The sequence below is a fragment of the Gemmobacter sp. LW-1 genome (genome assembly GCF_001303875.1).
GTDB classification, from domain to species: domain Bacteria; phylum Pseudomonadota; class Alphaproteobacteria; order Rhodobacterales; family Rhodobacteraceae; genus Gemmobacter; species Gemmobacter caeni.
Genome location: NZ_LJSC01000028.1, coordinates 19,551 through 44,844 on the forward strand (window position 1 = coordinate 19,551; position 25,294 = coordinate 44,844).

The following is a 25,294-nucleotide window of genomic DNA, read 5'->3' on the forward strand; positions in this document are numbered from 1 at the left end:
TCAGCTTCTTGCGCCACGGGCGGACCCGATGGCGGATTGCATTGTGCGCACCACGACGAAAGCGTCGCGCAGGTGGCTGCGCTCGAAATCCGACAGGTCGTAGGGGGCGAGGAAATTGTCGGGCTTGCGGCCCGAACGGATGAGCCGGGCCTGATTTTCAAGCCGGGTCTGGGCGATCAGGTCATAAGCCTCGATCAGGTCGCGCGCGCCGGAGACGGAAATCACCCCGGCATGTTCCGCCGCGTCCAGCCGGGCGCGGGTATTGGCGGGCTCCAGCTTGCCGATCAGCGCATAGACCCTGCCAAGGTCCGTCACCGGCACCACGCCGTTGTGTTTCATGTCGATGTGGTTCTTGTGCTCGCCCGAGCGGATGGTGGCGAAGCCACGCAACAGGCCAAGAGGCGGCGTGTGTTTCAGGCTGTTCGAAATCATATGCGCCACGAAGATCGAATTCTGCGCCGCCCGTTCCAGCGTCTCGGCCTGCAAGTCACGGTAAAGCGATGCCTGCCCGCCGATGGGGCGCAGGTCGAACATGACGCTGGCCAGCATCTGCGCCATCGGATCGGGCGTGGCGATCCAGCCGTCGAAATAGCCGCGCCATGTGGATTGCCGTGCGCACCAGCGCGGGTTGGTCGCCATCATGTCGCCGGGGCAATAGACATAGCCGCAGGCATCCAGCCCGTCGCAGACGAAGCGTGCCAGCCGGGCGAAATAGCCCATATCCGCATCGGTGGCACGGTCGTCGATGATCAGGCAATTGTCCTGATCCGACACACCTGTCTGTTCCTGCCGCCCCTGGCTGCCGCAGGCAGCCCAGACATAGGGCACCGGCGCCGGGCCAAGCTCGGCCTCGGCCAGCGCCAGCAGGCGGCGTGTCACGGTATCGGCTATGTCGGTGATCAGACGGGTCACCACCTCATGCGCATTATTGCCGCCGACCAGCTGGACCAGCAGCTTGGGAATGCGCGCGGTGACCGCCGCCATTTCCGCAACCATATCAGCCGCAGCGACATCGCGCACCAATTGCGCTGAGCTGACGGCCTGAAACCGGGTCAGGTCGGTCTGCGTGATCATGCCGACCAGCCTGCCGTCCTCGACCACTGGCAGATGGCCGATGCGGCGCTCCAGCATGACATGCAGGATGTCCGAGCCCAGATCGTCAGGCTTCAGGCTGACCGGATCGGCCGTCATCACCTGCACGACCGGCGTCGCGGGGTCGATCCCGCCCGCCAGCACCTTGTTCGTCATGTCCCGCGTGGTGACGATGCCCAGAAACCGCCCGTTCTCGACAATACCCAGCGACGAGACATGCGCGTCGCGCATCTTTTCGGCGGCAAGGCGGATGCTGTCGGCGGGCGCCACGGTGATCGGCTTGCGCGCCATCAGGTCGCCCACCTTCTGCACCGTCAGATCGGCACGCCGCGCCTCGGCGGCGGACCGGCCGCGATGGAAGAAACGGTCGAAGGCGGGAAAATTGGCGATCAGGCGGCGGAACTCGGCGGTGGGCAGCAGCAGCAGCACCGAATCCTCGATGACCCGTGCCGTGGTGACGGCCAGACCGTCACGCATCAGCCCGCGTTCGCCAAAGCTGTTGCGCGGACCCAGCAGCGAGACCTGCATCCCCGAGGCATCCAGCACCTCGACCGCACCGCGTTTCACCAGATACAGACCCTTCAGCGGCTCGCCCGCCTGATAGATCTCTTCCCCGGCCGAAAACTCCCTGCGGCTGAAGGAAACGGCGACACGCGCCATCTCGTCCCGCGGCAGGCTGTCATAGGGATGGACGGTTTCGAGAAAGGCCAGAACGGCCTCGTCGGGGGAATGGGGCATGACCGTCGTCCTTTCGGGGGTGGCACGCCCCCTGTCGGGGACGTGCCGGTTGGCGTTCGGTCAGAGCCTGCGGGCCTGTCCACCCGGCGCGCAATGCGCCAGATCAAGCCCGCAGAACCTTGCCTGCTCAGTGCGACTGGGCCACACCGGCGCCTTTCGGAATGCGGATCGATTCCACCAGATCCTGCACATGGGCGGGCGGGGCCGCCGTTGCTTTCGACACCGCGAAGGCTACGATGAAGTTGATCAGGGCACCCACCGCACCGAAGGAGGTCGATTTGATCGACAGGATCATCGGCGCGCTGTCCGAATAGGACGCGGTATCGGCGACGAAGAACCAGCCTTTGTGCAGGAAGATGTAGACCACAGTCACGATCAGACCCACCAGCATACCCGCGATGGCCCCTTGCGCGTTGATGCGCTTGGAGAAAATACCCATCATCAGCGCCGGGAAGATCGTTGCGGCGGCCACACCGAAGGCCAGCGCCACGGTCTGCGCCGCAAAGCCGGGCGGATTCAGGCCCAGCCAGGTCGCCACAGCGATCGCGACAGCCATCGAGATACGGGCTGCCAGAAGCTCGCCCTTTTCCGAGATGCCGGGGTTGAGCTGACCCTTGATCAGGTCATGCGACACGGCCGAGGAAATGGCCATCAGCAGACCCGCAGCGGTCGACAGCGCGGCAGCCAGACCACCGGCAGCAACCAGCGCGATGACCCAGCCCGGCAGGTTGGCGATTTCCGGGTTGGCGAGCACCATGATGTCGTTGTTCACGGTCAGCTCGTTGCCCTTCCAGTCGGCAGCTTGCGGGTTCTTCTCGGCCATCTTGGCGGCGGTTTCGGCAACCTTGGCGTCGAAGGCGGCCTGCGCCTCGGCGATGGCGGCCTCGTTCCCGGCTTTCTTCGCGTCGGCCAGTTTGGTGGCCAGCGCGGTGGCGCCGTCATTGTAGTACTGGATCAGCCCGTCGCCGTTCAGGTCGGTGACCTTCAGCAGCCCGGTCGTGGCCCAGTTCTTCACCCACTTCAGCTCTTCCTTGGTTTCGACATCGGCCATCGAGACCGGGGCCGAGGTCAGGCCGTTCGGGTAGAAGGTGTTGATCAGGTTCAGACGCGCCATGGCCGCAACCGCCGGGGCGGTGAGATACAGCAGCGCGATGAACACCAGCGCCCAGCCCGCCGACGACCGCGCGTCCGAAACCTTCGGCACGGTGAAGAAGCGGACGATGACGTGCGGAAGGCCCGCGGTACCGATCATCAGCGACATGGTGAACAGGAACATGTTCAGCGTGGTGTCGGACTGTTCGGTATAGGACTTGAAGCCCAGGTCGGTCACGATCTGGTCCAGGGTTTGCAGCAGCGGCTGGCCGGTGTGAACCTCGTTCGAGAACAGGCCCAGCGCCGGGATCGGGTTGCCGGTCAGTTGCAGCGAGATGAAGATCGCCGGAATGGTATAGGCGATGATCAGCACGATGTACTGCGCAACCTGCGTGTAGGTGATGCCCTTCATGCCGCCAAGCACGGCATAGGCGAACACCACGGCGGCGCCGATGTAGAGGCCGGTCGCGTTGGACACTTCGAGGAAGCGCGAGAAGGCAACACCCACACCCGACATCTGCCCGATCACATAGGTGATCGAGATGATGAGAAGGCAAAGCACGCCGATGAACCGCGCGGAGCCCGAATAGAAACGGTCACCGATGAATTCCGGCACGGTGAACTTGCCGAACTTGCGCAGGTAGGGCGCGAGCAGCATCGCAAGCAGCACATAGCCGCCGGTCCAGCCCATCAGATAGGCCGAAGTATCGTAGCCACCGAAGGCGATGATCCCGGCCATCGAGATGAACGAGGCCGCCGACATCCAGTCAGCGCCGGTTGCCATGCCGTTGGCGATCGGGTGAACGCCGCCGCCCGCTGCGTAGAATTCGGCGGTCGAGCCGGCACGGGCCCAGATCGCGATCCCGAAGTAGAGCACGAAGGTCGCGCCCACCACCAGGAGGTTGAGGGTAAACTGATCCATGTTTCCCGGTGCTCCCTTATTCTTCCACGCCGTACTGGCGGTCGAGTTTGTTCATCCGCGCGGCATAGGCGAAGATGAGAACCAGAAAGACGAGGATCGATCCTTGCTGGGCAAACCAGAAGCCCAGATCGGTGCCGCCGATCTTGATGCCCGCGAGCATCGGACGCAGAAGGATGCCGAAGCCGAACGAGCAGACGAACCAGACGACCAGATAGATCATGATCGTGCGGATGTTCGCGGCCCAGTAGGCATTCGACGAGGACTTGTCCGCCATGAGTGCTACTCCCTGAGTGTTTATCCGTCCCGCCCCCCTTCCCCGAGGGATGCGGGCCTCCCTTATGCCGAAACGCGCGTCACGATGGCCGAAAGCGTTCCGCGGATCTGGTCGATGGCACCCATCGCGTCGATCCGTTCCAGAACCCCCCGGTCATCGTAATAGGCGATCAGCGGCGCCGTCTGGGCATGATAGGCGGACAGCCTCTCGCGCACCGTCTCGGCATTGTCGTCGGCCCGGCGCTTGAACGCCGTGCCGCCGCATTTGTCGCAAGTGCCCACAACGGCGGGCTGCTTGAATTCGTCGTGATACCCCTCGCCGCAGCCGGCGCAGGTGTAGCGGCCGGAAACCCGGCCCACCATCGCCTCGTCATCGACATCAAGGCTGATGGCGGCAGTAACCTTCTGGCCGGTTGCGCCCAGCAGATCGTCCAGCGCGGCGGCCTGCCCCGCAGTGCGGGGAAAGCCGTCAAGGATGATGCCGCGCGCCACATCGGGCTGCGCCATGCGGTCCTTCAGGATCGCCAGCACGATCTCGTCAGACACGAGCTGTCCCGCCTCCATCACCGCCTTGGCACGCTTGCCCGCCTCGGTGCCCGCCGCAACGGCGGCACGCAGAAGATCGCCGGTCGAAAGCTGCACCAGCCCGAAATCCTCTTCCAGCATGCGGGCCTGCGTGCCCTTCCCGGCCCCCGGAGGCCCAAGAAGGATCAGGACGGCGGGGCGCGTCAGGGTCGTGGCGTCGGTCATGCGTATCAGCCCTTGTTGCCGCGGTTGGCGATCAGATCGTCAACGACCGACGGATCGGCCAGCGTCGAGGTATCCCCCAGCGCGCCGAAGTCGTTTTCGGCGATCTTGCGCAGGATGCGGCGCATGATCTTGCCCGAGCGGGTTTTCGGCAGGCCCGGCGCCCACTGGATGATATCGGGCGAGGCGATGGGGCCGATCTCGGTGCGGACCCATTTCACCAGATCCTTGCGCAGATCCTCGGACGGTTCGATTCCGTTCATCAGGGTGACATAGGCGTAGATGCCCTGCCCCTTGATGTCATGCGGGAAGCCGACCACGGCGGCCTCGGCCACGGCGGCATGGGCCACCAGCGCGCTTTCCACTTCTGCGGTGCCCATCCGATGACCGGAGACGTTGATCACGTCATCCACCCGGCCGGTGATCCAGATATAGCCGTCCTTGTCGCGGCGGCAGCCGTCGCCCGTGAAGTAATAGCCGCGATACTGGGCGAAATAGGCTTCCTGGAAGCGGTCATGGTCGCCCCAGAGCGTGCGCATCTGTCCCGGCCAGCTGTCCGAGATGCACAGGACGCCCTCGGTTTCCACCTCGTCCTGACGTTTGGCGGTTGCGGAATCCAGAACCACCGGCTTCACCCCGAAGAAGGGCAGCGTCGCCGAACCCGGCTTGGTCGCGGTGGCATAGGGCAGCGGGGTGATCATGTGACCGCCGGTTTCCGTCTGCCAGAAGGTGTCGACGATGGGGCATTTTCCCTTGCCGACATGGGCGTCATACCAGGCCCAGGCCTCGGGGTTGATCGGCTCGCCCACCGAACCAAGAATACGCAGCTTCGACAGGTCATACTTCTCAACCCATTCCGCGCCCATGCCCATCAGCGAGCGGATGGCGGTCGGCGCGGTGTAGAACTGCGTCACCGCATGCTTTTCGCAGACTTCCCAGAACCGTCCGGCATCGGGGAAGGTCGGCACGCCCTCGAACATCACGGTCGTCGCGCCATTGGCCAGCGGGCCATAGACGATGTAGCTGTGCCCGGTGACCCAGCCCACATCGGCCGTACACCAGAACACGTCACCTTCCTGATAGTCGAAAGTGTATTGATGCGTCATCGAAGCATAGACGAGATAGCCACCCGTCGTATGCACCACGCCCTTCGGCTTCCCGGTCGAGCCGGAGGTGTAAAGGATGAACAGCGGATCTTCCGCCCCCATCGGCCGCGGCGGGCATTCCGGGCTCACCATATCCATCATCAGCTTGACGTCGACATCGCGGCCCTGAATCCAGGTGATCTGGTCGCCGGTATGCTTGACCACCAGGCAGCGCACCTTGTCAGAACAGTGCAGCAGTGCCGCATCGGTATTGGATTTCAGCGGCGTGCGCTTGCCGCCGCGCGGCGCGGTATCGGCGGTGATCACCAGCTTGGCGCCGCAATCGTTGATGCGGTTCGCAAGTGCATCGGGCGAGAACCCGGCAAAGACGATGGAGTGGATGGCCCCGATCCGGGCGCAGGCCAGCATGGCATAGGCGGCCTCGGGGATCATCGGCAGATAGATCACCACACGGTCACCGCGCATCACGCCCTGCGACAGCAGAACGTTGGCCATGCGGTTCACCTTTTCGGACAGTTCCTTGTAGGTGATGTGCAGCGCCGGGGTTTTCGGATCATCGGGCTCCCAGATGATCGCGGTTTGCAGCGCACGGTCTTTCAGGTGACGGTCGATGCAGTTGACCGAGGCGTTCAGCACGCCGTCCTCGAACCACTTGATATTGACCTTGCCAAAGGTGAAATCGGTATTCTTCACCTTGGTATAGGGCTTGATCCAGTCGAGCCGCTGCCCCTCGCGCCCCCAGAACGCATCCGGGTCATCAATGGATTCGGCGTACATCGCCCGATACCTGGCAGTGTCGGCGTGCGCCTTGTCAAAATCCGTGGGCACCTCGCGCACGATTTGCGCGATATCGGCGGGCTGCTGGGTCATGGGCTCTCCCCCTCTTGCATAAAGCCGGTCACCCCACCTGGCCTGCGGGGCACCTCCATCCCTTCGGCCATTGTAAACCAAAGCAGCACATTCGCGTAACCCCTTTTGTGTATTAGTTTTTTGTGTAAATTATTTAACTTGATCATTCTGAAATCTGTAAATCAACCAGAGGGCGACGGGAATTTGCCATTAGGTTTCAACAATCTATCCCTTCACAGCTCCGTGATACGTCAGACGACGTGACGTAACGTCCCGCCACAGGATGCGGCAGGTCGCAAAAACAAGCAGCGGGAAGAACGAATCAGGGCTGCGGGGCGTCCTGCGCCAGAACCGCCTCGACGCCGGCCATGTCGGGCAGATACTCCACCTCGGGGGCGTCCAACCCCTGTGCCAGCAGCACGCGGCGGATTTCGGGGCTGGTTCCGGTGAACCACAGTCGTCCGCCCCGCCGCGCCACCTTGCGCGCCAGCAAACCCAGCGAGCGGGCACCTGAACTGTCTATCAGCGGAACAGCGGTAAAATCGACCACGATGCTGCGCGGCACATCGGCAATCCGGTCCAGCACCGAGCCAAGCTGCGCGGCGGCGCCAAAGAAGAACGGACCTGAAAGGCGATAAACCAGCAAATCGTCGCGCGCCGCATCCACCGGGGCATCGGCCAGCGGATGAACGCCCGCCATATCGGACATGCGCTTCACGAAGACGAGCCCCGCCATGGCAAAGCCAACGACGATGCCTTCGGTCAGGTCGCGGAACACCACCAGCAGGAAAGTGACGAGAACGATGGCCGCATCGGCCCGCGATCCCCGCACCAGGGCGGCGAACTCATGCTTCTCTGCCATGTTCCACGCCACAACCGCCAGAACTCCGGCGAGCGCGGCCAGGGGGATATATCCGGCCAGTGGCGCCGCGATCATCAGGAACAACAGCAGGAACAGCGCATGCAGCATCCCCGACACCGGGCCACGCGATCCCGCGCGCACATTGGTTGCAGTGCGCGCAATGGTCCCGGTGACGCAGAAGCCACCAAACAGCCCCGCCCCGATATTGGCCATGCCCTGCGCCAGAAGCTCTGCATTGGCGCGGTGCTGGCGACCGGTCATCCCGTCGGCCACCACGGCGGACAGCAGCGATTCAATTGCCCCCAGCAGCGCGAAACTGGCCGCCCAGGGCAGCGCAGCCATCACAGTGTCAGAATTGATCGTCGGCAACGCTGGCACCGGCAGCACGCGCGGCAACTCGCCAAACCGCTCGGCAATGGTTTCAACCGGCAGGCCTGCCGCTGCGGCCACACTGGCCAGCGCCACCGCGATCAACATGCCGGGCAGGCGCGGCGCGAACCGCTTGATCCCTTCGATCACCGCGATGGTGCCAAGGCTGACCGCCACCGCCGCGCCGCTCAGGCTGCCCCGCGCCTCCCATAGCGCAGCCAGCTTGTGCAGGATCTCGGCCGGTTCCGGCCCGGTCAGGGCAAGCCCGAACAGATCCTTGATCTGGCTGGAAAAGATGATGACGGCGATCCCCGCGGTAAAGCCCACGGTGACCGGGTAGGGAATGAAGCGAATATAGGTGCCCAGCCGCAGCAGCCCCGCCGCCGCGAGGATCACACCGGAAAGGATGGTGGCGAGGATCAGGCCCGAAAGTCCGGTTGTCGCCACGCAGGCAGATACCAGCACGATAAACGCCCCTGCCGGCCCACCGATCTGGTGCCGCGACCCGCCCAGCGCCGAGACGAGGAAACCACCGACAATCGCGGTATACAGCCCACGCTCCGGCCCCACACCGCTGGCGATGGCAATGGCCATGGAGAGCGGCAGCGCCACAATGGCCACGGTCAGCCCGGCCAGCGCATCGGCGCGCAGATTGGCAGGGCCATACCCCTCGCGCAGGACAGTCACGATCTTCGGAAGAAACGGATTGGGGCCCGCGACATCGGGCTGGCTTGAACTGTGCATCTCGGGCCTGTAGCGAAGGATGCAGCCAGCAAACGCCCGCGACCCGGTCCCTGTCAACACCTGCCCAGTTCCCCGGAGGCTCTATGTCGCAACCCCGTCCAGATCCCGTGCAGCCCGCCGATGACGATGCCCGCGCCCTTGCGCGTGACTTGCTGGCCAACGCCCGTCACGCCGCGCTGGCCTATACTGATCCGGCGACCGGAACGCCGGGGATCAGCCGCATCGCCTTTGGCCTTGCGCCCGATGGCTGCCCGCTGACGCTGGTATCTTCGCTTGCCGCGCATCGCCCCGCACTGGAACAGAATCCGCAGGCCGCCGTGATGGTGGGCGAGCCGGGCGACAAGGGCGACCCGCTGACCCACCCGCGCCTGATGCTGCGCATCACCGCCCGCCCGGTGGATCGCGCAGGTGCCGATTACCCGGCGCTGCGCGATCACTGGCTGGCGGTGCATCCCAAGGCGAAACTTTACATCGACTTTCCCGATTTCGCCTTTCTGCGGCTGGAACCGGAAGGCGCGTTGCTGAACGGTGGCTTCGCCCGCGCCTTCCGCCTGTCGCCCGAGGATCTGCGCTGAGGCCGCGTCACATCGGCCGGTCGCTGCGCAAGGTGACGACCACGGTCCCTTTCAGCGGCTCGGCCCATTTCAGATCGACACTGCCACCACCGGACCCCTGCGCCGTCTCGGCATAGGGTGCCGCGTAGGTGATGCTGTTGCCGCTGTCGCGCAACGGCCCGTCCGCCATGACCGCCAGAGCCCGCAGCGCCTTGCCGCCGAAGGGAAACCAGTCCTTCGCCGCGACGGTCCAGGTCCGTGCGGCGGTGTTCTCGTTATGGCTCAGGATCACCGGATTGTGGCAGGGCTGGCTGATGCCGTGAAACACATTGCCGGTCACAGCCACATTGACCGCACGGTCATGGTCCAGCCCCGCTTGCGTGGTATCGACCTTCTCCACCCGGTCGATACTGCCGTTCACCGCGCGGAACACATTGCCGGTCATCGAAAACCCGTTCAGGAAATGCCCCGGCCCGCGCGGCCGCACCACGACCCATCGGAAGGACGGCGCCACGTCGATGCACATGAAGGTGTTCGACGTGATGGACAGCCCGCCGAACGAGTATTCCCCACTGAATTCCGGCGCCGGGTCATGCTCGTTCGACCATTCGATCCAGCAATTGTCGATGTAATTGTCCGAGACAATCGACCGGCAGTTGGTGTTGGTAAAGACGATCCCGGCCTGACGCAGCCCGTTGGTCTGGTCGTCGCCCTGAAAGAAGTGATTGCCCAACACCATGTTGCCACCACCGCCCAACACGGCGAAATGCGCAAAGCGCACCACGCGGTTGTAGCGCAGCTTCACATCATTGGCATTGGCGTTCAGCGCGATGCTGCTGCGGTTCTGTGCCGCCATCCCCTGTTCGTTTGACAGGAACTGGCATTGCTCCACGATCAGCCCGGAACAGCCATCCCCGATCGAAGTGATCCCGCGATCCTTCGGCCCGGTGAAAACACAATCCGCGATGCGGAAGGTCAGCCCGCCCGAAGGCAGCATGATCGCGCTGGACCGACCGGAACAGGCGAAGTCGATATCGGTAATCTCGAACCGCGAGAGATTTTCGAACCCCGAGAAATCCAGCAGGTACTTGTAACGCTCGAAGGTGAAAGTGCGCGTGCCATCCGCCCCCCACAGAGACGACGACAGTGTAACCGTGCCGCCCCCGACATTCCGGGAGGTCACATAGACCTCGCGCCCGACCCCGGTGCCCGAAACCCGCGCGCCCACCGGAATGTTCGCCACATTGGCCACATTGGTCAGCCGGGTCGAATTGCTGCTGTTGTAGGTGGCGACCGAGGTCACGGTATCACTGTCCCAGTTTGCCGAACTCGTCGCCGAAAGCTGACCATTGGTCAGGACACGGCGGCTCGACAGGCTGGTCAGACCGCAGAGCGCCGCGACGTCGATGGGGCCGGTCACATCCACCTTACGGCCTGACAGGTCGAATACGACATGATCGGTGAAATAGAACAGGGTCTGAAGACCGCGCCTGAACCCCTCCAGCTCGCCACCGAAAGCGGCAGCGTAGGTATTCAGATCATAGTTCTGCGTACAGGTCAGCCTCGCATTGGCAGGCATCGACAGCTTGCCGTCGAACCGCACCGGACTGTTGAAGGTAAAATTGCCAGTGAGGCGGTAGGTGCCCTCGGATACCAGAACGGTGCGCCCGTTCGCCGCCGCATCCGCAGCGCCGAAAGCCGCCGCGTCATTCGTGCTGCCATCGCCGATGGCGCCGTAATCCCGCACATCCACAACGTCGATCATCTTGCGATGAAAGACATCCGTGACATCCTCGATGACCAGATCGTCAATCCGCACCACACCGCCACTGGCGCCGGTCAGGTCCAGGCCGAAATGGCCATAGACAGGCTCGACGCCCCAGACCATGTCGACCCCCTGCCGGTTGCCTGATCCGATGATTGCACTGACCGTCACAACCTGACCATAGCTGGTCAGCGCGACCGAGGGGCCGGTCAACGGCACCCCGACCGCACTGCCGTTCGCCCGCCCGGCATAGGCCGCGATCCGCACCGAGGGCATGCTGCCCGCCACCGCTTTCACCCGCGCGGTGACCCGCAGATACAGCCCCGGCTCGATGGGCGTCTGCCCCATGTAGCGCAGACGCTGAACCGTTTCGGCCTTCTGCAATTCCAGACAGCCTGCGAAATCCTGATCGGACGGCACCAGCGCCGCGTTGGGCTGCCCGGCATAGGTCGCAGTGCCCGGCGTGCCATCCTCGCGCGACCACTGGTTCAGCCCGGCCGAAAACGGCGGCGGCATCAGCACCAGACCATCGGTAATCGCCTTGTTCATCTCAGACCCTCGCCTTTGTTCCCGCGCCTGCCGCGCATACCGGGCACAGGGGTAGCAAGACGGGGTTAATCCGGGCTGTGACCGCCGCGCGTAGCAGGCACCCCGCGCGCAACAGCCTGCATCGGCAGGGTTCCGCCGCCGTTACAAAACCGTCATATCATGGTTACAACTGCCGGTTAGGTCGGGGCGACAAGGCAGTTCTGCCGGACCGGAGCCCCCATGACGACCTATCAATTCGATCTCGCCGACGGATCGTTGCAGGACAGCCTGCGCCGCATCGCCCTGGCCGAGATCGCGCCCCTGCGCAGCCATCTGGACAGCGCGGAGCCGCTTGACCCCAAGGCAGTGCACGACATCCGCAAGCGGATCAAGAAGTTGCGCGCCCTGCTGCGGCTGACCCGCAGCGGCCTGCGCCGCGTGCAACCGGCCGAGAATGTGCTGCTGCGGGACGCCGCGCGACAGCTTGCGGCCCAGCGCGATGCCGCAACCCGGCTGAAGACCTTCGACATGATCGCGGGCGATGATCCGTCCCCGGCGCTGGGGGCGCTGCGCGCGCAACTGGTGGCCGAAGCCGCCGTCGCCACCGCCCCGCCCCCGGATCTGGGTGAATTCTTCGCGTCGCTGTCCTTGCGCGTCGAAAACTGGGAGCTTTCGGGTTCAGATCGCAGCATCCTGACCACAGGGCTGGCTGACACACGCGAACGCGCCCGCCAGGCGATGCGCGAGGCCCGTGACAGCGGCGGGGCCGAGGCGCTGCACGACTGGCGCAAACGGGCCAAGGATTTCTGGTATCAGGCGCGGCTGTTCCAGCCGGTCTGGCGCGATGTCATGCGCCCTTTCGTCACCTCCGCCGATATGCTGGGGGAAATGCTGGGCCAGCACCATGATTTCGAGGTTCTGGCCGAACATGTCGCGGCCATGCCCGAGGGCGACGTCAAGCCCGAGGCGCGCGAGACCGTGGCGACCCGCTGCCGCGAGGCGCAGCTTGGTATCGAAGTCGAAGCCTATCCGCTGGGCGCCCGCCTGTTTGCCGGCGATCCCGAGGAAATGGCAGCGCTCTGGGTCAAATGGTGGCGGCTCTGGCGGGCGCAGGTCGCCTGAATGCAAAAGGGCACGCCAAGGCGTGCCCTTCCCGTTTGATAAACCGCGTCCTCAGGCCACCAGTTCGCCCGCAAGACCGCGGTCGATCAGCGCGACGGTCTCCCCGACACCGTAAAGTGCGACGAAACCCCCAAAGCGCGGCCCGTCCGAGGCGCCCAGCAAGACCTCGTAAAGGGCCTTGAACCAGTCGCGCAGCGGCTCGAACCCGTGCTCCTTGCCGACGGCAAAGACCATGCTTTGCAGCGCCTCGTCGTCCAGCCCGCCTTCCCACGCCACCAGACGCGCCCGCAGATCCATGATCGCCGCGCGTTCCTGATCTGTCGGCAGACGGAACACACGGGTCGGCGCGATCTTGTCGGTGAAATAGCGCACTGCGAAGCCCGCCGCCGCATCCAGATCCGGGTTGCCCTCGGGGCTGGCCTCCGGCGCATAACGCTTGATGAAGCCCCACAGCCCCTTGGCATCCGTCGCCCCGGCCACGCTCGCGAGATTGAGCAGCATCGAGAACGGCACCACCATCTTCGATTCCGGCGGGTTGCCGCCATGGATGTGCCAGACCGGATTGTTCACCTGCTGGTCCACATCCTGCGTCGGATAGGCGCGCAGTTGCTGGTGGTATTCATCCACCGCGCGCGGGATCACATCCCACCACAGCCGCTTGGCCGTCTTGGGCTTCTGATACATGAAATAGCTCAGGCTTTCGGCCGAGGCATAGGTCAGCCATTCGTCGATGGTCAACCCGTTGCCCTTGGACTTCGAAATCTTCTGGCCGTGCTCATCCAGGAACAGCTCATAGGTGAAGTGTTCCGGCTTCTTGCCACCCAGCACTTCGCAAATCCCGTCATAGATCGGGGTATTGGTGGAGTGGTCCTTGCCATACATCTCGAAGTCCACATCCAGCGCCGCCCAGCGGGCGCCGAAATCGGGCTTCCATTGCAGTTTCACATGGCCGCCCGTCACCGGCAGCGTCCATTCGCGGCCATCCTCGTCGTCGAAGGTGATGGTGTGGTTCACCGGATCGACGTTCTTCATCGGCACATAGAGCACCCGCCCCGTTTCCGGGTGGATCGGCAGGAAGCAGCTGTAGGTCTGCTGACGCTCCTCGCGCAGCGATTTCAGCATGATCGCCATGATCGCGTCATAGCGTTCCGTCGCCAGCTTCAGAGTGTCGTCAAAGCGGCCGGACTTATAGAACTCGGTCGCGCTGATGAACTCGTATTCGAAGCCGAAAGTATCGAGGAACCGCCGCAGCATCGCGTTGTTGTGGTGGCCAAAGCTCTCATATTCCCCGAACGGATCAGGGACCGAGGTCAGCGGCTTCTGGATATTGGCGTGCAGCATCTCCTGGTTCGGCACGTTTTCCGGCACCTTGCGCATACCGTCCACATCGTCGGAAAAGCAGATCAGCCGCGTCGGAATGTCGCTGATCACCTCAAACGCGCGTCGGATCATCGTGGTGCGCGCCACTTCGCCGAAGGTGCCGATATGCGGCAGGCCCGAGGGGCCATAACCCGTCTCGAACAGGACGTAGCCCTTTTCCGGCGCCTTCTTTTCATACCGCTTGAGAATCTTGCGGGCCTCTTCAAAGGGCCAGGCTTTCGATTTCATCGCGGCGTCACGAAGGGCGGACATCGGCGGATCCTTTCATACTGCGGGCCCCATGCCCGCGCAGAACCCGCCTGTCCTATTGCCGCCCCTGCCCCGCGTCAATATTCTCAGGGCCGATACAGTTCAAAGGACGACTCCCGTGCCCGATACACCGGCCTCTCTTTCCCCGCAGGATGCTCTTGTCGCCGTGATGATCGCGGTTTCCGCCTCGGACGAGAACATGCGCACCTCCGAGCTGGTGGCGATTCAACGCATGGTGAATCACATGCCGGTCTTCGCCGACTACGATACCGACCGCCTGCGCCCCGTCGCGCAGACTGTCTTCGACCTGTTCGAGGAAGAGGACGGGCTGGATGCGCTGTTCGGCCTGATCCGCGACGCCCTGCCCGACCGGCTGTTTGAAACCGCCTATGCACTGGCCTGTGACGTGGCCGCCGCCGACGGCCAGCTCAATGAAGTTGAGCTGCGCATGCTGGAAGAAGTACGCAACGAGCTGTCCATAGACCGCCTGCATGCCGTGGCGATCGAATGGAGCGCGCGGGTTCGGCATCTGAAACCCTGAAATCGTAAAGGCCCGGAAGAAAGATCCGGGCCTTTCATCTTATCCCTCGCCGCCGGGGCGCGGCGGCAGGCCAGCCGCCAGATCGCGCGCCTGAATCACCCATTGATCGCGGGTAACGCGACCCCTGAAGCCTTCAAGGTTCTCGTCCACCCAGGCAATTTCCGCCGCCGTCCAGTTGGCGATCTGGTCAAAGTGATAGAAGCCCAGCCGGTGCAGCAGCGCCTCCAGCTTCGGCCCGACGCCCTTGATCAGCTTCAGATCATCTGCCGCGCCGTTTCGGGGGGCCGACAGCGCCTCGGGGCGCTTGGCCTCCGCCGGAACCGGGTCGGCCATCGCAGCAGGCGCGGCCATGGCAGAAGCCTCGGCCCTGATCGTCGCCTGGCGCGCGGCCTCAAGATCTGCCGTCAAGGCTGCGATGCGTGAAGCCTGGTCACGCCCCTGCGCCTCGCAGGCGGCAAGGCTGTGGCGCAGCCGGTCGGCCGCGCCGTCATCCACGGTCACCGTGACCGGCGCGCGGCGCCCCCAGATGATCCAGCCCGCCAGCAGCCCAACCAGAGTGGCCAGCAGCAACAGCACCCAGATTTCACCGACAAGGAACCCCCAGTTCCTGAACATACCCGCTCTCCTCTGTCCCGATCACTCAGACCACAGCACTGTGGTGCGCCGGTTTCTGGCCCGGCCTTCATCCGTCGCGTTGTCTGCCACCGGGCGCGAGGCCCCGTAGCCCCAGGCCCGCAACATCGCCGCAGGCACACCACGCGCCACCAGTGCGGCCCGCACAGCCTCGGCCCGCCGCTGGCTCAGCGCGATATTGCCCAGCGGATCGCCCGAGGCATCGGTATGCCCGCCGATTTCCGCCTTCAGCCCGACCGCCGCACAAGGGGCAATCACCGCAGCAAGCCGGTTCAGCACCCGTTGCGCGTCGGCATCCAGCCGGTCAGAGCCGGTGACGAAGTTCACCGTCGTCCCCTCCAGCACGTTTTCGGCCTGCGCCTGACAACTCGCCCGGTCGGCCGCGAAACTGGCAACCGGCAGCCAATAGCCCGCCGACAGCCGCTCCGCCTGCCCGGTCGCGGCATTCATACGCTCCGCCCCCTCCGGTGCCTCACTTTCCACCACGTCGATATCCAGCGCCACATCCGGCCCCAGCGCCTCGGCCAGCCGACCGGAGATCAGCTCGCGGTCGGCCCCGGCACCAAACCCGGCCTCGATGCGGCTGCCGCCCGGCCCGATTCGCACACGCAACCGCTCAAAATCCGCCATCCACCCCTTCAGGATCCCGAAAATTGCCGGGACCTCAGGCATCGGCTCTCCGATCAGGGCAGATTTCGCCTCGTTATCTATCCGCGCCAGCCCCAGCGCCCCCGCAACTGCCGCGACCTCCAGCCCCTTGGGCAGCTTGCCGGTCAGGACCGCGCCCTGCATCGCCGAATAATCCAGCGTCCAGTCGGGCGGCGTGCCATCATCACGCAGCGTCAGATCCAGAGAAACCGCGCCCTCCGGCAATCCCGCAAGCGCCAGCAGAACAGCGCCCCGCTCCCCCGGCCCAAGAACATCGCCCGAGACGTGCAGCTTGCCGTCACTGACCTCCGCCGCGCCGGAAATCATCGGGCCAAGCGCCGCGATCCCCGCGATCACGGCAGGCATCTGCCCCTCCGGTGCGCCCGAAGCAAGGACCAGTGCCGAAGCCGCCTCGCCCAGTGCCGGCGTCAGCAGGGCGCGGGCCTTCTCGGTCGGGACATGCCCGCTGGCAGAAAGCCCGCCCTCCGCCGATTTGAACACAGCCGTTTCAAAGGGCGAGACGGCAGGCAGCAGTTGCAACTCGCCCCGCACCACACGACGGCCCGGCACGTCGTTGAGAGCGGCCATCAGCGCATCCCGCTCGGCCGCGCTGTCGGCCAGCCCGGCAATATTGATATCGCGCCCCGAGACCATGGTTGAAATACCATGCACCGATCCGCCAGCCACCTGCGCCGCCCCCGCCGCGATCCGGCTTTGGAGGGCGGGCGCTTCGTGACTGTTCGCCCAAAGCCCCAGCACCGCGACGCCCAGAAGCATCACCCCGATCCCCAGAACCTTGCGCAAGCCGACCTCCACCTCAAGACCGCGGCAGTCTTGACCGCCCGCCCCCCGTGATCAAGGGGGAAGGCGGCGCAAAATGTCACAGATCAGCCGTGCAAAGTCGCCCAGCGGGTGATCAGCGTCGCTTGCAGCCGCCGCGCGCGCTTCTGATAGTCCAGCCCGCCCGCAGGCTGCTCCCGCGCCTCGGGCGGCAGGGCTGCGCGCCGGGCCGTATCGGCGGCGAAGATCGCAAAGGCAAGACGGCGCCCCCCCGGCGGCGCGATATAGCCCGCCAGTGACGAAACGAAGTTGAGCGTCCCGGTCTTGGCGTGAACCTGCACCGGGTGCCCCTTGATGATCTGTCCCTTGTCATCGCGCATGCCGTGGTTTTTCAGCAGGCCCGGCAGCGCGCTGGCCTGAACATCTCCAAGCAGCCGCACCATATCTGCGGGCGAGATTCTGCTTTGCCCGCCAAGACCCGAATGGTCGACGAAATGCGCCGACATGCCATGCCGCAACCGCGCCCATTCCTGCATCGCCAGCGCCGAAGCCCGCAGGCTGGCCGCCTGCGAGGCCGACATCCCGGCCACCTCGGCAGTAAGGTTCGTCGAATGCTTCAGCATGTCTTTCAGGATGCCTTCCAGCACAGGGCTGTCATGGCGCGCCAGCAGTTCGGCACCGTCAGGCAGGCTCTCGATCACCTCGGGCGCAGGCAGGGCAATACCCTGCGCCGCTACAAGGGTGCGGAACACATCGCCCGCATAAAGCGCCGGATGACGGACCGGCAGCCACCGCGCACCGCCCTTGCCCAAAGCCTCGGAGGCCACGGTCCAGCGGTCGGCCCCGCCATCGCCCTCGTAAGTGAACAGCGGGCGCGCCCGCGTGGCGATACGGACGCTGGCCATATGGACCTCGGGCACGAAACGCTCGGCCCGTGCATCCATGGTCAGCCGCCAGTCAGCCCCGGCCCGGCGCCATTCGAAATGCACGCGGTTGAAATTGAGGTTCAGCCCGGCCACGGCGGGATTGTAGCCGACGAAATCGGGCTGCTCGCCGTCGATGCGCGGCAAAAGCGGCAGCGCGCCGCCCCAGACCAGAAGCCGGCCCGTCGCGCCCCTGATCCCCTGCGCCGCCAGCTTCGCCGCCAGATCCCCCAGCATGTCGGTATCCAGTACCGGATCACCGCCCCCCGCGAGGATCAGATCGCCCTGCACCACCCCCTGCACCACCGGCCCGCGCCGCAGCACACGGGTCTGGAAGCGATGCACCGGCCCCAGCCGGTCCAGCGCGAAGGCCGCCGTCACCGATTTCAGCACACTGGCAGGCGGCATCGCCTGATCGGCGTCCCGCGCCTCGATCACCGCGCCGGTCACGGCATCGGCCACGATGAAGCCCACCGCCCCGCCCAGCTTCGCCGCTTCCACCAGCTGCCCGGCGCTTTGCGGCTGGGCCCGGACCGCGCCACCATCCCCCCGGCGACGCGGCAACAGCGAGGTGGCAGGCGCTTCGGCCCAGAGCGGCGTCGCCGCCCCGGCCAGAAGCCCGCCAAGCACAAATCGCCGCGTCGGGGAAAAGGGAGGGCGGGACATGGGGACTCACTCCTGTTCAACGCTCATAGCCATAGCGCCAGCGCGATCCGCACGAAACCCCGTGCTCAGCCCGGCGGCGCGTTGCCGCCGCGCCCCCATTCCCCGCGCGCCCGGATCGCGCTTGAGGACATGTCGTTCAGCGGCACATCGGCCAGCACCCAGACCGGCGGCCTGAGCAGACCCAGATCGCCCGCTGCACCTTCGGTCACGCGCTCGCGGGCATACACGCGGGCAGCCCGCCCCATCCGGCCCTTCACGCCCCAGCCGGGCCGCGCCAGCACCCCCACGGGCACCGCCTGCATGATCTGCTCCCAGCGGTCCCAGCGATGGAACTGCACCAGATTGTCCGCGCCCATCAGCCAGACGAAGTTTACCCCCGGATAGATCGCCTGCAATCGCCGGATCGTCGCCGCCGTGTAGCGGGTGCCCAGATGCGCCTCCAGATCGGTGACCACGACGCGCGGATGCCGCATCAGGGCCCGCGCCCGCGCCAGCCGCTCGGCCATTGGCGCCGGCTGACGCGCCTTCAGCGGGTTGCCCGGCGTCACCAGCCACCAGACCCGGTCCAGCCCGAACCGGCGCAGCGCCTCGCGCGTGATATGCACATGCCCCTCATGGGCCGGATCGAAAGATCCACCCAGAAGCCCCACGGTCATGCCGCGCGTCGCGATCGGAAACCCCTGGCGCATCCCTGTCTCCCCCTTTCGCGTTCAAACCACGCAGGCACAGACTTGCCAAGGGCCGATGCGCGGGTAACAACACGGTATGATACCGATCCGTCCTTTTCCTGTTGACGCGCCCGAGGCAACCGCCTGCCTCGTCGCCTATTTCGCCGAACTCAGCGCGCGGTTCGGCCAGACCTTCGACCCCTATGCCGATGCCGACCCCGCCGCGCTGCAACCGCCGCGCGGGCTGTTCCTGATCGCAGGAACCGGGACGCCCATGGGCTGCGTCGCCCTGCGCACCGGCGCCGAGGGCCTGCCCCCCGGCACGGGAGAGGTAAAACGTCTCTGGGTGGCACCTGCCGCGCGTGGGCAGGGCCTTGCCCGCCGCCTGATGGCAGAGGTGGAAACCGCCGCACGCGGCATGGGGCTGAGCCACCTGCGGCTCGATACCAGCCGCCATCTGCCCGAAGCGCAGGCGCTTTACCTGCGCGATGGCTGGACCGGGATCCCGCGCTACAACAGCAATCCCTACGCCGATCACTGGTTCGAGAAACAGCTGGGTCCGGCGCAGATTTCCTGAAAGAAATTCGCAAAAGGTTCCCCGAAACCTTTTGCCCGCACCGTCCGGCAGCCTGCGCCTGACCTGACGCGCGCGCGTTGCCCTTCGGCTGCTTCTCCGCTACATACGCGCCAACCCGCGATACGGAGATCCGCAATGGCCAGCTATCAATACGTTTACCACATGGATGGCGTCTCCAAGACCTATCCCGGCGGCAAGAAGGTGTTCGAGAACATCCGCCTGAACTTCCTCCCCGGCGTGAAGATCGGTGTGGTCGGCGTCAACGGCGCCGGTAAATCCACCCTGCTGCGCGTCATGGCCGGCTGGGACAAGGATTTCACCGGCGAGGCCTGGGCCGCCAAGGGCGCGACCGTGGGCTATCTGCCGCAGGAGCCGCAGCTCGACGAAGCGCTGTCTGTGCGCGAGAATGTGAAGCTGGGCGTCGCCGCGAAGCAGGCCAAGCTCGACCGCTACAACGAACTCGCCATGAACTACTCGGATGAAACCGCCGACGAGATGTCGCGGTTGCAGGACGAGATCGACGCCGAAAACCTGTGGGATCTGGACAGCCAGATCGACATCGCGATGGAAGCCCTGCGCTGTCCGCCGGACGACGCCAATGTCGCAACGCTCTCGGGGGGCGAGCGCCGCCGGGTCGCGCTGTGCAAGCTGCTGCTTGAAGCGCCCGACATGCTGCTGCTGGACGAACCGACCAACCACCTGGATGCCGAAACGATCGCCTGGCTTCAAAAGCACCTGATCGAATACAAAGGCACCATCCTGACTGTCACCCACGACCGTTACTTCCTGGATGACATCACCACTTGGATTCTGGAACTGGAACGCGGCCGCGGCATCCCGCATGAGGGCAACTACTCCTCGTGGCTCGACGCAAAGGCCAAGCGCCTCGCGCAGGAAGCCCGTGAGGACAAGGCCAAGCAGAAAGTTCTTGAAAAGGAACTGGAATGGATCAGGGCCGGGGCCAAGGCCCGTCAGGCGAAATCGAAAGCCCGTATTCAGGCCTATGAAAAGATGGCCGACGAGTCGGTCAAGGAACTGGTCGGCCGCGCCCAGATCATCATTCCGCACGGCCCGCGCCTTGGCTCCAAGGTCATCGAATTCGAAAACGTCTCCAAGGCGATGGGCGACAAGCAGCTGATTGAAAACCTGTCCTTCATGCTGCCGCCCGGCGGCATCATCGGTGTGATCGGTCCCAACGGCGCGGGGAAATCCACGCTGATGAAGATGATCACCGGGCAGGAACAGCCCGACAGCGGCACCATCACGCTGGGCGATACCGTGCAACTGTCCTATGTCGATCAGTCACGCGACAGCCTCGACCCGAACAAGAACGTCTGGGAGGAAATCACCGACAGCCTCGACATCGTGGTTCTGGGTGATGCCGAGGTGAACAGCCGCGCCTATTGCTCCTCCTTCAACTTCAAGGGGTCTGACCAGCAGAAGAAGGTCGGCATCCTGTCGGGCGGTGAGCGCAACCGCGTTCACATGGCCAAGCTGCTGAAATCGGGCGGCAACGTCCTGCTGCTTGACGAACCGACCAACGACCTTGACGTTGAAACCCTTCAGGCGCTTGAAGCGGCAATCGAAGAATTCGCGGGCTGCGCGGTTATCATCTCGCACGACCGTTTCTTCCTTGACCGCCTCTGCACCCATATCCTCGCCTTTGAAGGCGATGCGCATGTGGAGTTCTTCGAAGGCAACTTCGACGATTACGAACAGGATAAGATCCGCCGCCTCGGCCCGGATTCCGTGAACCCCAAGCGTGTGAAATACAAGAAGTTCACCCGCTGAACCAAAAACGGCGCGCCCCTGGCGCGCCGTTCCTCTTTCCGGCCCGCTGCCTCAGACAGCAATACCGAAGACATGGCCAACCCCGGCGGTAATCGCCATGGCCGCCGCCCCCCAGAACAGCACCCGCAAAGTCGCCCGCAGTTTCGGCGCGCCGCCCGCCTGCGCCCCCAGCGCACCCAGCACCGCAAGGCAGACCAGCGTCGCGATCACCACCACGGGGATCACCAGCCCTTCCGGGGCCAGAATCGCCGCCAGCAACGGCATCGCCGCCGCAATCGAGAAGGTCAGGCCCGAAGCGAAGGCCGCCTGCAAGGGGTTGGCGGCATGCACCTCGCTTAACCCCAGCTCCTCGCGCACATGGGCGCCAAGCGCATCCTTCTCGGTCAACTCGCGCGCCACAAGCGCCGCAGTCGCCGGTGAAAGCCCCCGCGCTTCGTAGATCGAGGCCAGTTCACGCTCTTCCTCTTCGGGCATGTCGATCTGTGCCTGCCGTTCGCGCGCGATATCGGCACGCTCGATATCGGACTGCGAACTGACCGAGACATATTCGCCTGCCGCCATCGACATGGCACCTGCGGCAAGTCCGGCGGCGCCTGCGATCAGCACGGCCGAGGGCGAGGGATCGGCCGCCGCCACCCCCACGATCAGCGAAGCTACGGAAACGATGCCATCATTCGCCCCCAGAACGGCCGCGCGCAGCCAGCCGGAGCGGTTGATGAAATGCAGTTCTTCATGGGCAGATTGGTAGGGAAGGCTCATCTTGTCCTCACATGTCACATCCTGAATGTGTCATGCAGCACCAGCCGCCACAAGCCCGCCTGCTGTCACACCCCGTTGCGCCGGGCGCGCAGCTTCGCAAAATAATCCACCCGCTTTTTCAGCTCGCGTTCGAAGCCACGTTCTGGTGGCGCGTAGAACACGGGGCGTTTCATGCCTTCGGGGAAATAATCCTGCCCTGAAAAGCCGTCCTCAGCATCGTGATCATAGGCATATCCTGCACCATAGCCGATCTCTTTCATGAGCTTGGTCGGCGCGTTGCGGATGTGCAGCGGTGGCGGCAGACTGCCCGTTTCACGCGCAGCCGCCCGCGCCGCCTTGTAGGCGACGTAAACCCCGTTCGATTTCGGTGCCAGCGCCAGATAGACCACAGCATTGGCGAGCGCCAGTTCCCCCTCGGGACTGCCCAGACGCTCATACGTCTGCCAGGCATCAATGCAGACCGCCTGCGCCTGCGGATCGGCGAGGCCAATATCCTCCACCGCCATACGGGTCAGGCGGCGAGCCAGAAAGCGCGGGTCTTCGCCACCTTCCAGCATGCGGGCAAACCAGTAAAGCGCGGCATCCGGGTCACTGCCGCGCACCGATTTGTGCAGGGCCGAGATGAGGTTGTAATGCTCTTCGCCCGACTTGTCGTATTTCGTCGCCCGTCGCATCAGGCGTTGGCCAAGCTGTTCCGGCGTCAGCGTGCCGCCCTTGTGGGCCGCCACCTGCTCGATCAGGTTCAGCAGCGCCCGGCCATCCCCATCGGCCATCTCCAGCAGCGTCTCGCGCGCCTCGCCGGTCAGCGGCAGCGCGCGGCCCAGCTCTTTCTCGGCCCGCTGTGCGAGACGCTCCAGATCGGCAAGGCTCAGCCGTTCCAGCACGATCACCTGCGCCCGGCTGAGCAATGCGGCATTCAACTCGAAGGACGGGTTTTCAGTGGTAGCACCGACCAGAAGGATGGTGCCGTCTTCCATATGTGGCAGAAACCCGTCTTGCTGCGCCTTGTTGAAGCGGTGGATCTCATCCACGAACAGCAGCGTCACCTGCCCGTTGCCGCGCCGGATCTTCGCTTGCTCGAATACCTTGCGCAGCTCCGGCACCCCGGTGAAGATCGCGCTGATCTGCACGAAGGCCAGATTGGTCTGATCGGCCAGCAGCCGCGCGATGGTGGTCTTGCCCACCCCCGGCGGCCCCCAGAGGATCAGCGACGACAGACTGCCCGCCGCCAGCATGGCGCCCAGTGGCCCGTCAGGACCAAGCACATGACCCTGCCCGATCACCTCGTCCAGACTGCGCGGACGCAGCCGGTCCGCCAGAGGGCGCGGCGCCTCGGGCTTCGGGGCAGCAAAGGGGGAGTCGAACAGATCGGCCATGGTGCAAGATTACGCCGCCCGCACGGGCGGCGAAAGATCAGATGCGGAAACGCAGCAAAAGCTGCTGCCCGCCGCGCTGCACCTCGATACCCCAGCGGCGCGGACCAGGCGCGGTCAGCCGCACCACATCGCCGGGCACCTTGACCGCCTCGCCATTGATCGTCCGCAGCACATCGCCCGGCCGCAACCCGGTGCGTGCCGCAAGCCCTTCCGCATTCGTCACGATCACACCGTCGGTTGGGCTGTCGCTCAGTTCCAGTTCGTCCAGCACCGCCGGATTGATGCGTGCCACCTCCAGCCCCTGCAACACACTGCTTTCGCCCAGCGTCATCGCCTCGCGCGGCGGGCTGTCGGGCGGCGCGACCAGCGCAACCCTCGCCTGACGCGCCTTGCCCCGATGCAGGTAATCCACCGTAATCTCACGACCCACCCCAAGCGCCGCCAGCCGGAACATCACACCCTGCGGCGTATCCGTCGCCTCGCCATCGACCGACAGGATGATGTCACCGACCTCCAGCCCCGCCGCCCTGAACGGGCTGTCCGGGTGCAGTGCCGACAGAACTACCCCTTCGGGCCGCGGCAGACCCAGCGCCTCGGCCATGGCCGAATCCATCGCCTGCCCGGTCACCCCGGCCCAGGGCCGTTTGAACCGCGTCTCGCCCGCCTTGGCCTGATCAATGAAGTTACGCACCAGATTGGCGGGAATCGCAAACCCGATCCCGTTGGACCCGCCGCCCTTGGTGACGATGGCGGTATTGATGCCGACAAGCTGCCCTTTCATATCGACCAGCGCACCCCCCGAATTGCCGGGGTTGATGGCCGCATCTGTCTGCACGAAATAGCTGCGCCCGCCGCCCACCGCCAGCGACGACCGGCCAAGCCCCGAGACGATGCCCGAAGACACCGTCTGCCCGACGCCGAACGGGTTGCCGATGGCCAGAACCAGATCGCCCACCTCCAGATCATCGGAATTGCGCAACAGCAGCGAGGGCAGATCGGCCGCGCCTTCAAGTTGCAGCACCGCAAGATCGGCCTGCTCATCCGCCAGCAGCACATGCGCGCGATATTCACGGCGGTCCGACAGCTCCACCCGGATCTCGGTGGCCTGCCCGACAACGTGGTAATTGGAGACCACGATCCCCTCGGGGCTGACGATCACCCCCGAACCGAGCGAGTTCTGCACGCGCGGGGTAACACGGCCGAAATCCTGAAAGAACTGCTCGAAGAACGGATCGCCAGCAAATGGCGTCTCGCGCCGCTGCACCACGACTGTTGCATAGATATTCACCACCGCCGGGGTCGCGGCCTTCACCACGGGCGCGAAGCTCATGGTGATCTCCGCCTGCGAGCCAGGCACGGTATCGGCGGGTGCGGTGACGGGAAGCAGCATCAGGCAGGCGGCGAGGGCGACTGGCAAACGAGGCATCAAAAGGCTCCGGCTTCAGGCTGTTCATCCCGATATGGCGCGATGCCCGCCGAAGGTGCAAGGCGCGCGGCCTCACAAAACCGGGACCGCCCCCCAGCAAATGCAAAAGGCCCG

Annotated in this window: 20 protein-coding genes; 5 read left to right on the top strand and 15 right to left on the bottom strand. The window is 64.9% G+C overall.

Features of this window, described 5'->3' with window-relative positions; genetic code table 11:
* From AO684_RS04670 to AO684_RS04695, 6 genes are all read right to left on the bottom strand, one after another.
* Positions 1-1,830 (bottom strand): DUF294 nucleotidyltransferase-like domain-containing protein, encoded by a 1,830-nt coding sequence (locus tag AO684_RS04670; RefSeq protein ID WP_054301580.1) that lies wholly within the window; start codon positions 1,828-1,830, stop codon positions 1-3.
* 127 nt (positions 1,831-1,957) lie between these two features.
* Positions 1,958-3,844 carry a sodium:solute symporter family protein gene (locus AO684_RS04675; RefSeq protein WP_054301581.1) on the bottom strand — a complete coding sequence of 629 codons (1,887 nt, stop codon included), beginning with the start codon at positions 3,842-3,844 and terminating at the stop codon, positions 1,958-1,960.
* A gap of 16 nt (positions 3,845-3,860) precedes the next feature.
* A complete protein-coding gene (locus tag AO684_RS04680; protein WP_054301582.1) occupies positions 3,861-4,118 on the bottom strand; it encodes a DUF4212 domain-containing protein in 258 nt (85 codons plus the stop codon).
* Between the two features lie 62 nt (positions 4,119-4,180).
* Positions 4,181-4,867 carry an adenylate kinase gene (locus tag AO684_RS04685; protein WP_054301583.1) on the bottom strand — a complete coding sequence of 229 codons (687 nt, stop codon included), beginning with the start codon at positions 4,865-4,867 and terminating at the stop codon, positions 4,181-4,183.
* 5 nt (positions 4,868-4,872) lie between these two features.
* Positions 4,873-6,840, bottom strand: a complete 1,968-nt coding sequence (acs, locus tag AO684_RS04690) for an acetate--CoA ligase (protein ID WP_054301584.1) — start codon at positions 6,838-6,840, stop codon at positions 4,873-4,875.
* 301 nt (positions 6,841-7,141) lie between these two features.
* Positions 7,142-8,794 (bottom strand): SulP family inorganic anion transporter, encoded by a 1,653-nt coding sequence (locus tag AO684_RS04695; RefSeq protein ID WP_054301585.1) that lies wholly within the window; start codon positions 8,792-8,794, stop codon positions 7,142-7,144.
* A gap of 83 nt (positions 8,795-8,877) precedes the next feature.
* Here AO684_RS04695 and AO684_RS04700 point away from each other — a divergent pair, with 83 nt between their 5' ends.
* Positions 8,878-9,369 (top strand): HugZ family protein, encoded by a 492-nt coding sequence (locus AO684_RS04700; RefSeq protein ID WP_054301586.1) that lies wholly within the window; start codon positions 8,878-8,880, stop codon positions 9,367-9,369.
* A gap of 7 nt (positions 9,370-9,376) precedes the next feature.
* Here the strand turns inward: AO684_RS04700 and AO684_RS04705 are convergent, their stop codons facing one another.
* A complete protein-coding gene (locus AO684_RS04705; protein ID WP_054301587.1) occupies positions 9,377-11,662 on the bottom strand; it encodes a glycosyl hydrolase family 28-related protein in 2,286 nt (761 codons plus the stop codon).
* Positions 11,663-11,881: 219 nt separating this feature from the next.
* Here AO684_RS04705 and AO684_RS04710 point away from each other — a divergent pair, with 219 nt between their 5' ends.
* Positions 11,882-12,763: a CHAD domain-containing protein gene (locus tag AO684_RS04710; RefSeq protein ID WP_054301588.1), complete on the top strand. Its 882-nt coding sequence runs from the start codon at positions 11,882-11,884 to the stop codon at positions 12,761-12,763.
* Between the two features lie 51 nt (positions 12,764-12,814).
* On the opposite strand, the gene AO684_RS04715 is transcribed toward AO684_RS04710, so the two are convergent.
* On the bottom strand, positions 12,815-14,395 hold the full coding sequence (locus tag AO684_RS04715) for a lysine--tRNA ligase (protein ID WP_054301589.1): 1,581 nt from the start codon (positions 14,393-14,395) through the stop codon (positions 12,815-12,817).
* A 115-nt stretch (positions 14,396-14,510) separates the two neighbouring features.
* On the opposite strand from AO684_RS04715, the gene AO684_RS04720 reads away from it, so the two are divergent.
* Positions 14,511-14,933: a tellurite resistance TerB family protein gene (locus AO684_RS04720; RefSeq protein WP_054301590.1), complete on the top strand. Its 423-nt coding sequence runs from the start codon at positions 14,511-14,513 to the stop codon at positions 14,931-14,933.
* A gap of 39 nt (positions 14,934-14,972) precedes the next feature.
* On the opposite strand, the gene AO684_RS22565 is transcribed toward AO684_RS04720, so the two are convergent.
* The 4 genes from AO684_RS22565 to AO684_RS04740 all read right to left on the bottom strand — a co-directional run bounded on the left by AO684_RS22565 (position 14,973) and on the right by AO684_RS04740 (position 19,272).
* On the bottom strand, positions 14,973-15,548 hold the full coding sequence (locus tag AO684_RS22565; RefSeq protein ID WP_054301591.1) for a hypothetical protein: 576 nt from the start codon (positions 15,546-15,548) through the stop codon (positions 14,973-14,975).
* A 21-nt stretch (positions 15,549-15,569) separates the two neighbouring features.
* Positions 15,570-17,018: an OmpA family protein gene (locus AO684_RS22530; RefSeq protein WP_152968347.1), complete on the bottom strand. Its 1,449-nt coding sequence runs from the start codon at positions 17,016-17,018 to the stop codon at positions 15,570-15,572.
* 83 nt (positions 17,019-17,101) lie between these two features.
* Positions 17,102-18,583, bottom strand: a complete 1,482-nt coding sequence (gene dacB, locus AO684_RS04735) for a D-alanyl-D-alanine carboxypeptidase/D-alanyl-D-alanine-endopeptidase (RefSeq protein WP_054301593.1) — start codon at positions 18,581-18,583, stop codon at positions 17,102-17,104.
* Positions 18,584-18,648: 65 nt separating this feature from the next.
* A complete protein-coding gene (locus AO684_RS04740) occupies positions 18,649-19,272 on the bottom strand; it encodes a nicotinate-nucleotide adenylyltransferase (RefSeq protein ID WP_054301594.1) in 624 nt (207 codons plus the stop codon).
* A 76-nt stretch (positions 19,273-19,348) separates the two neighbouring features.
* Here AO684_RS04740 and AO684_RS04745 point away from each other — a divergent pair, with 76 nt between their 5' ends.
* Together AO684_RS04745 and ettA are read left to right on the top strand one after the other, a co-directional pair.
* Positions 19,349-19,828 (top strand): GNAT family N-acetyltransferase, encoded by a 480-nt coding sequence (locus AO684_RS04745; RefSeq protein WP_054301595.1) that lies wholly within the window; start codon positions 19,349-19,351, stop codon positions 19,826-19,828.
* A gap of 135 nt (positions 19,829-19,963) precedes the next feature.
* Positions 19,964-21,619, top strand: coding sequence for an energy-dependent translational throttle protein EttA (gene ettA / locus AO684_RS04750; RefSeq protein WP_054301596.1), 1,656 nt, complete (start codon positions 19,964-19,966; stop codon positions 21,617-21,619).
* A 51-nt stretch (positions 21,620-21,670) separates the two neighbouring features.
* On the opposite strand, the gene AO684_RS04755 is transcribed toward ettA, so the two are convergent.
* From AO684_RS04755 to AO684_RS04765, 3 genes are all read right to left on the bottom strand, one after another.
* A complete protein-coding gene (locus AO684_RS04755; RefSeq protein ID WP_054301597.1) occupies positions 21,671-22,378 on the bottom strand; it encodes a VIT family protein in 708 nt (235 codons plus the stop codon).
* 65 nt (positions 22,379-22,443) lie between these two features.
* Positions 22,444-23,754 carry a replication-associated recombination protein A gene (locus tag AO684_RS04760; protein ID WP_054301598.1) on the bottom strand — a complete coding sequence of 437 codons (1,311 nt, stop codon included), beginning with the start codon at positions 23,752-23,754 and terminating at the stop codon, positions 22,444-22,446.
* Between the two features lie 37 nt (positions 23,755-23,791).
* Positions 23,792-25,180 carry a trypsin-like peptidase domain-containing protein gene (locus AO684_RS04765; RefSeq protein ID WP_054301599.1) on the bottom strand — a complete coding sequence of 463 codons (1,389 nt, stop codon included), beginning with the start codon at positions 25,178-25,180 and terminating at the stop codon, positions 23,792-23,794.
* Positions 25,181-25,294 lie beyond the last annotated feature (114 nt).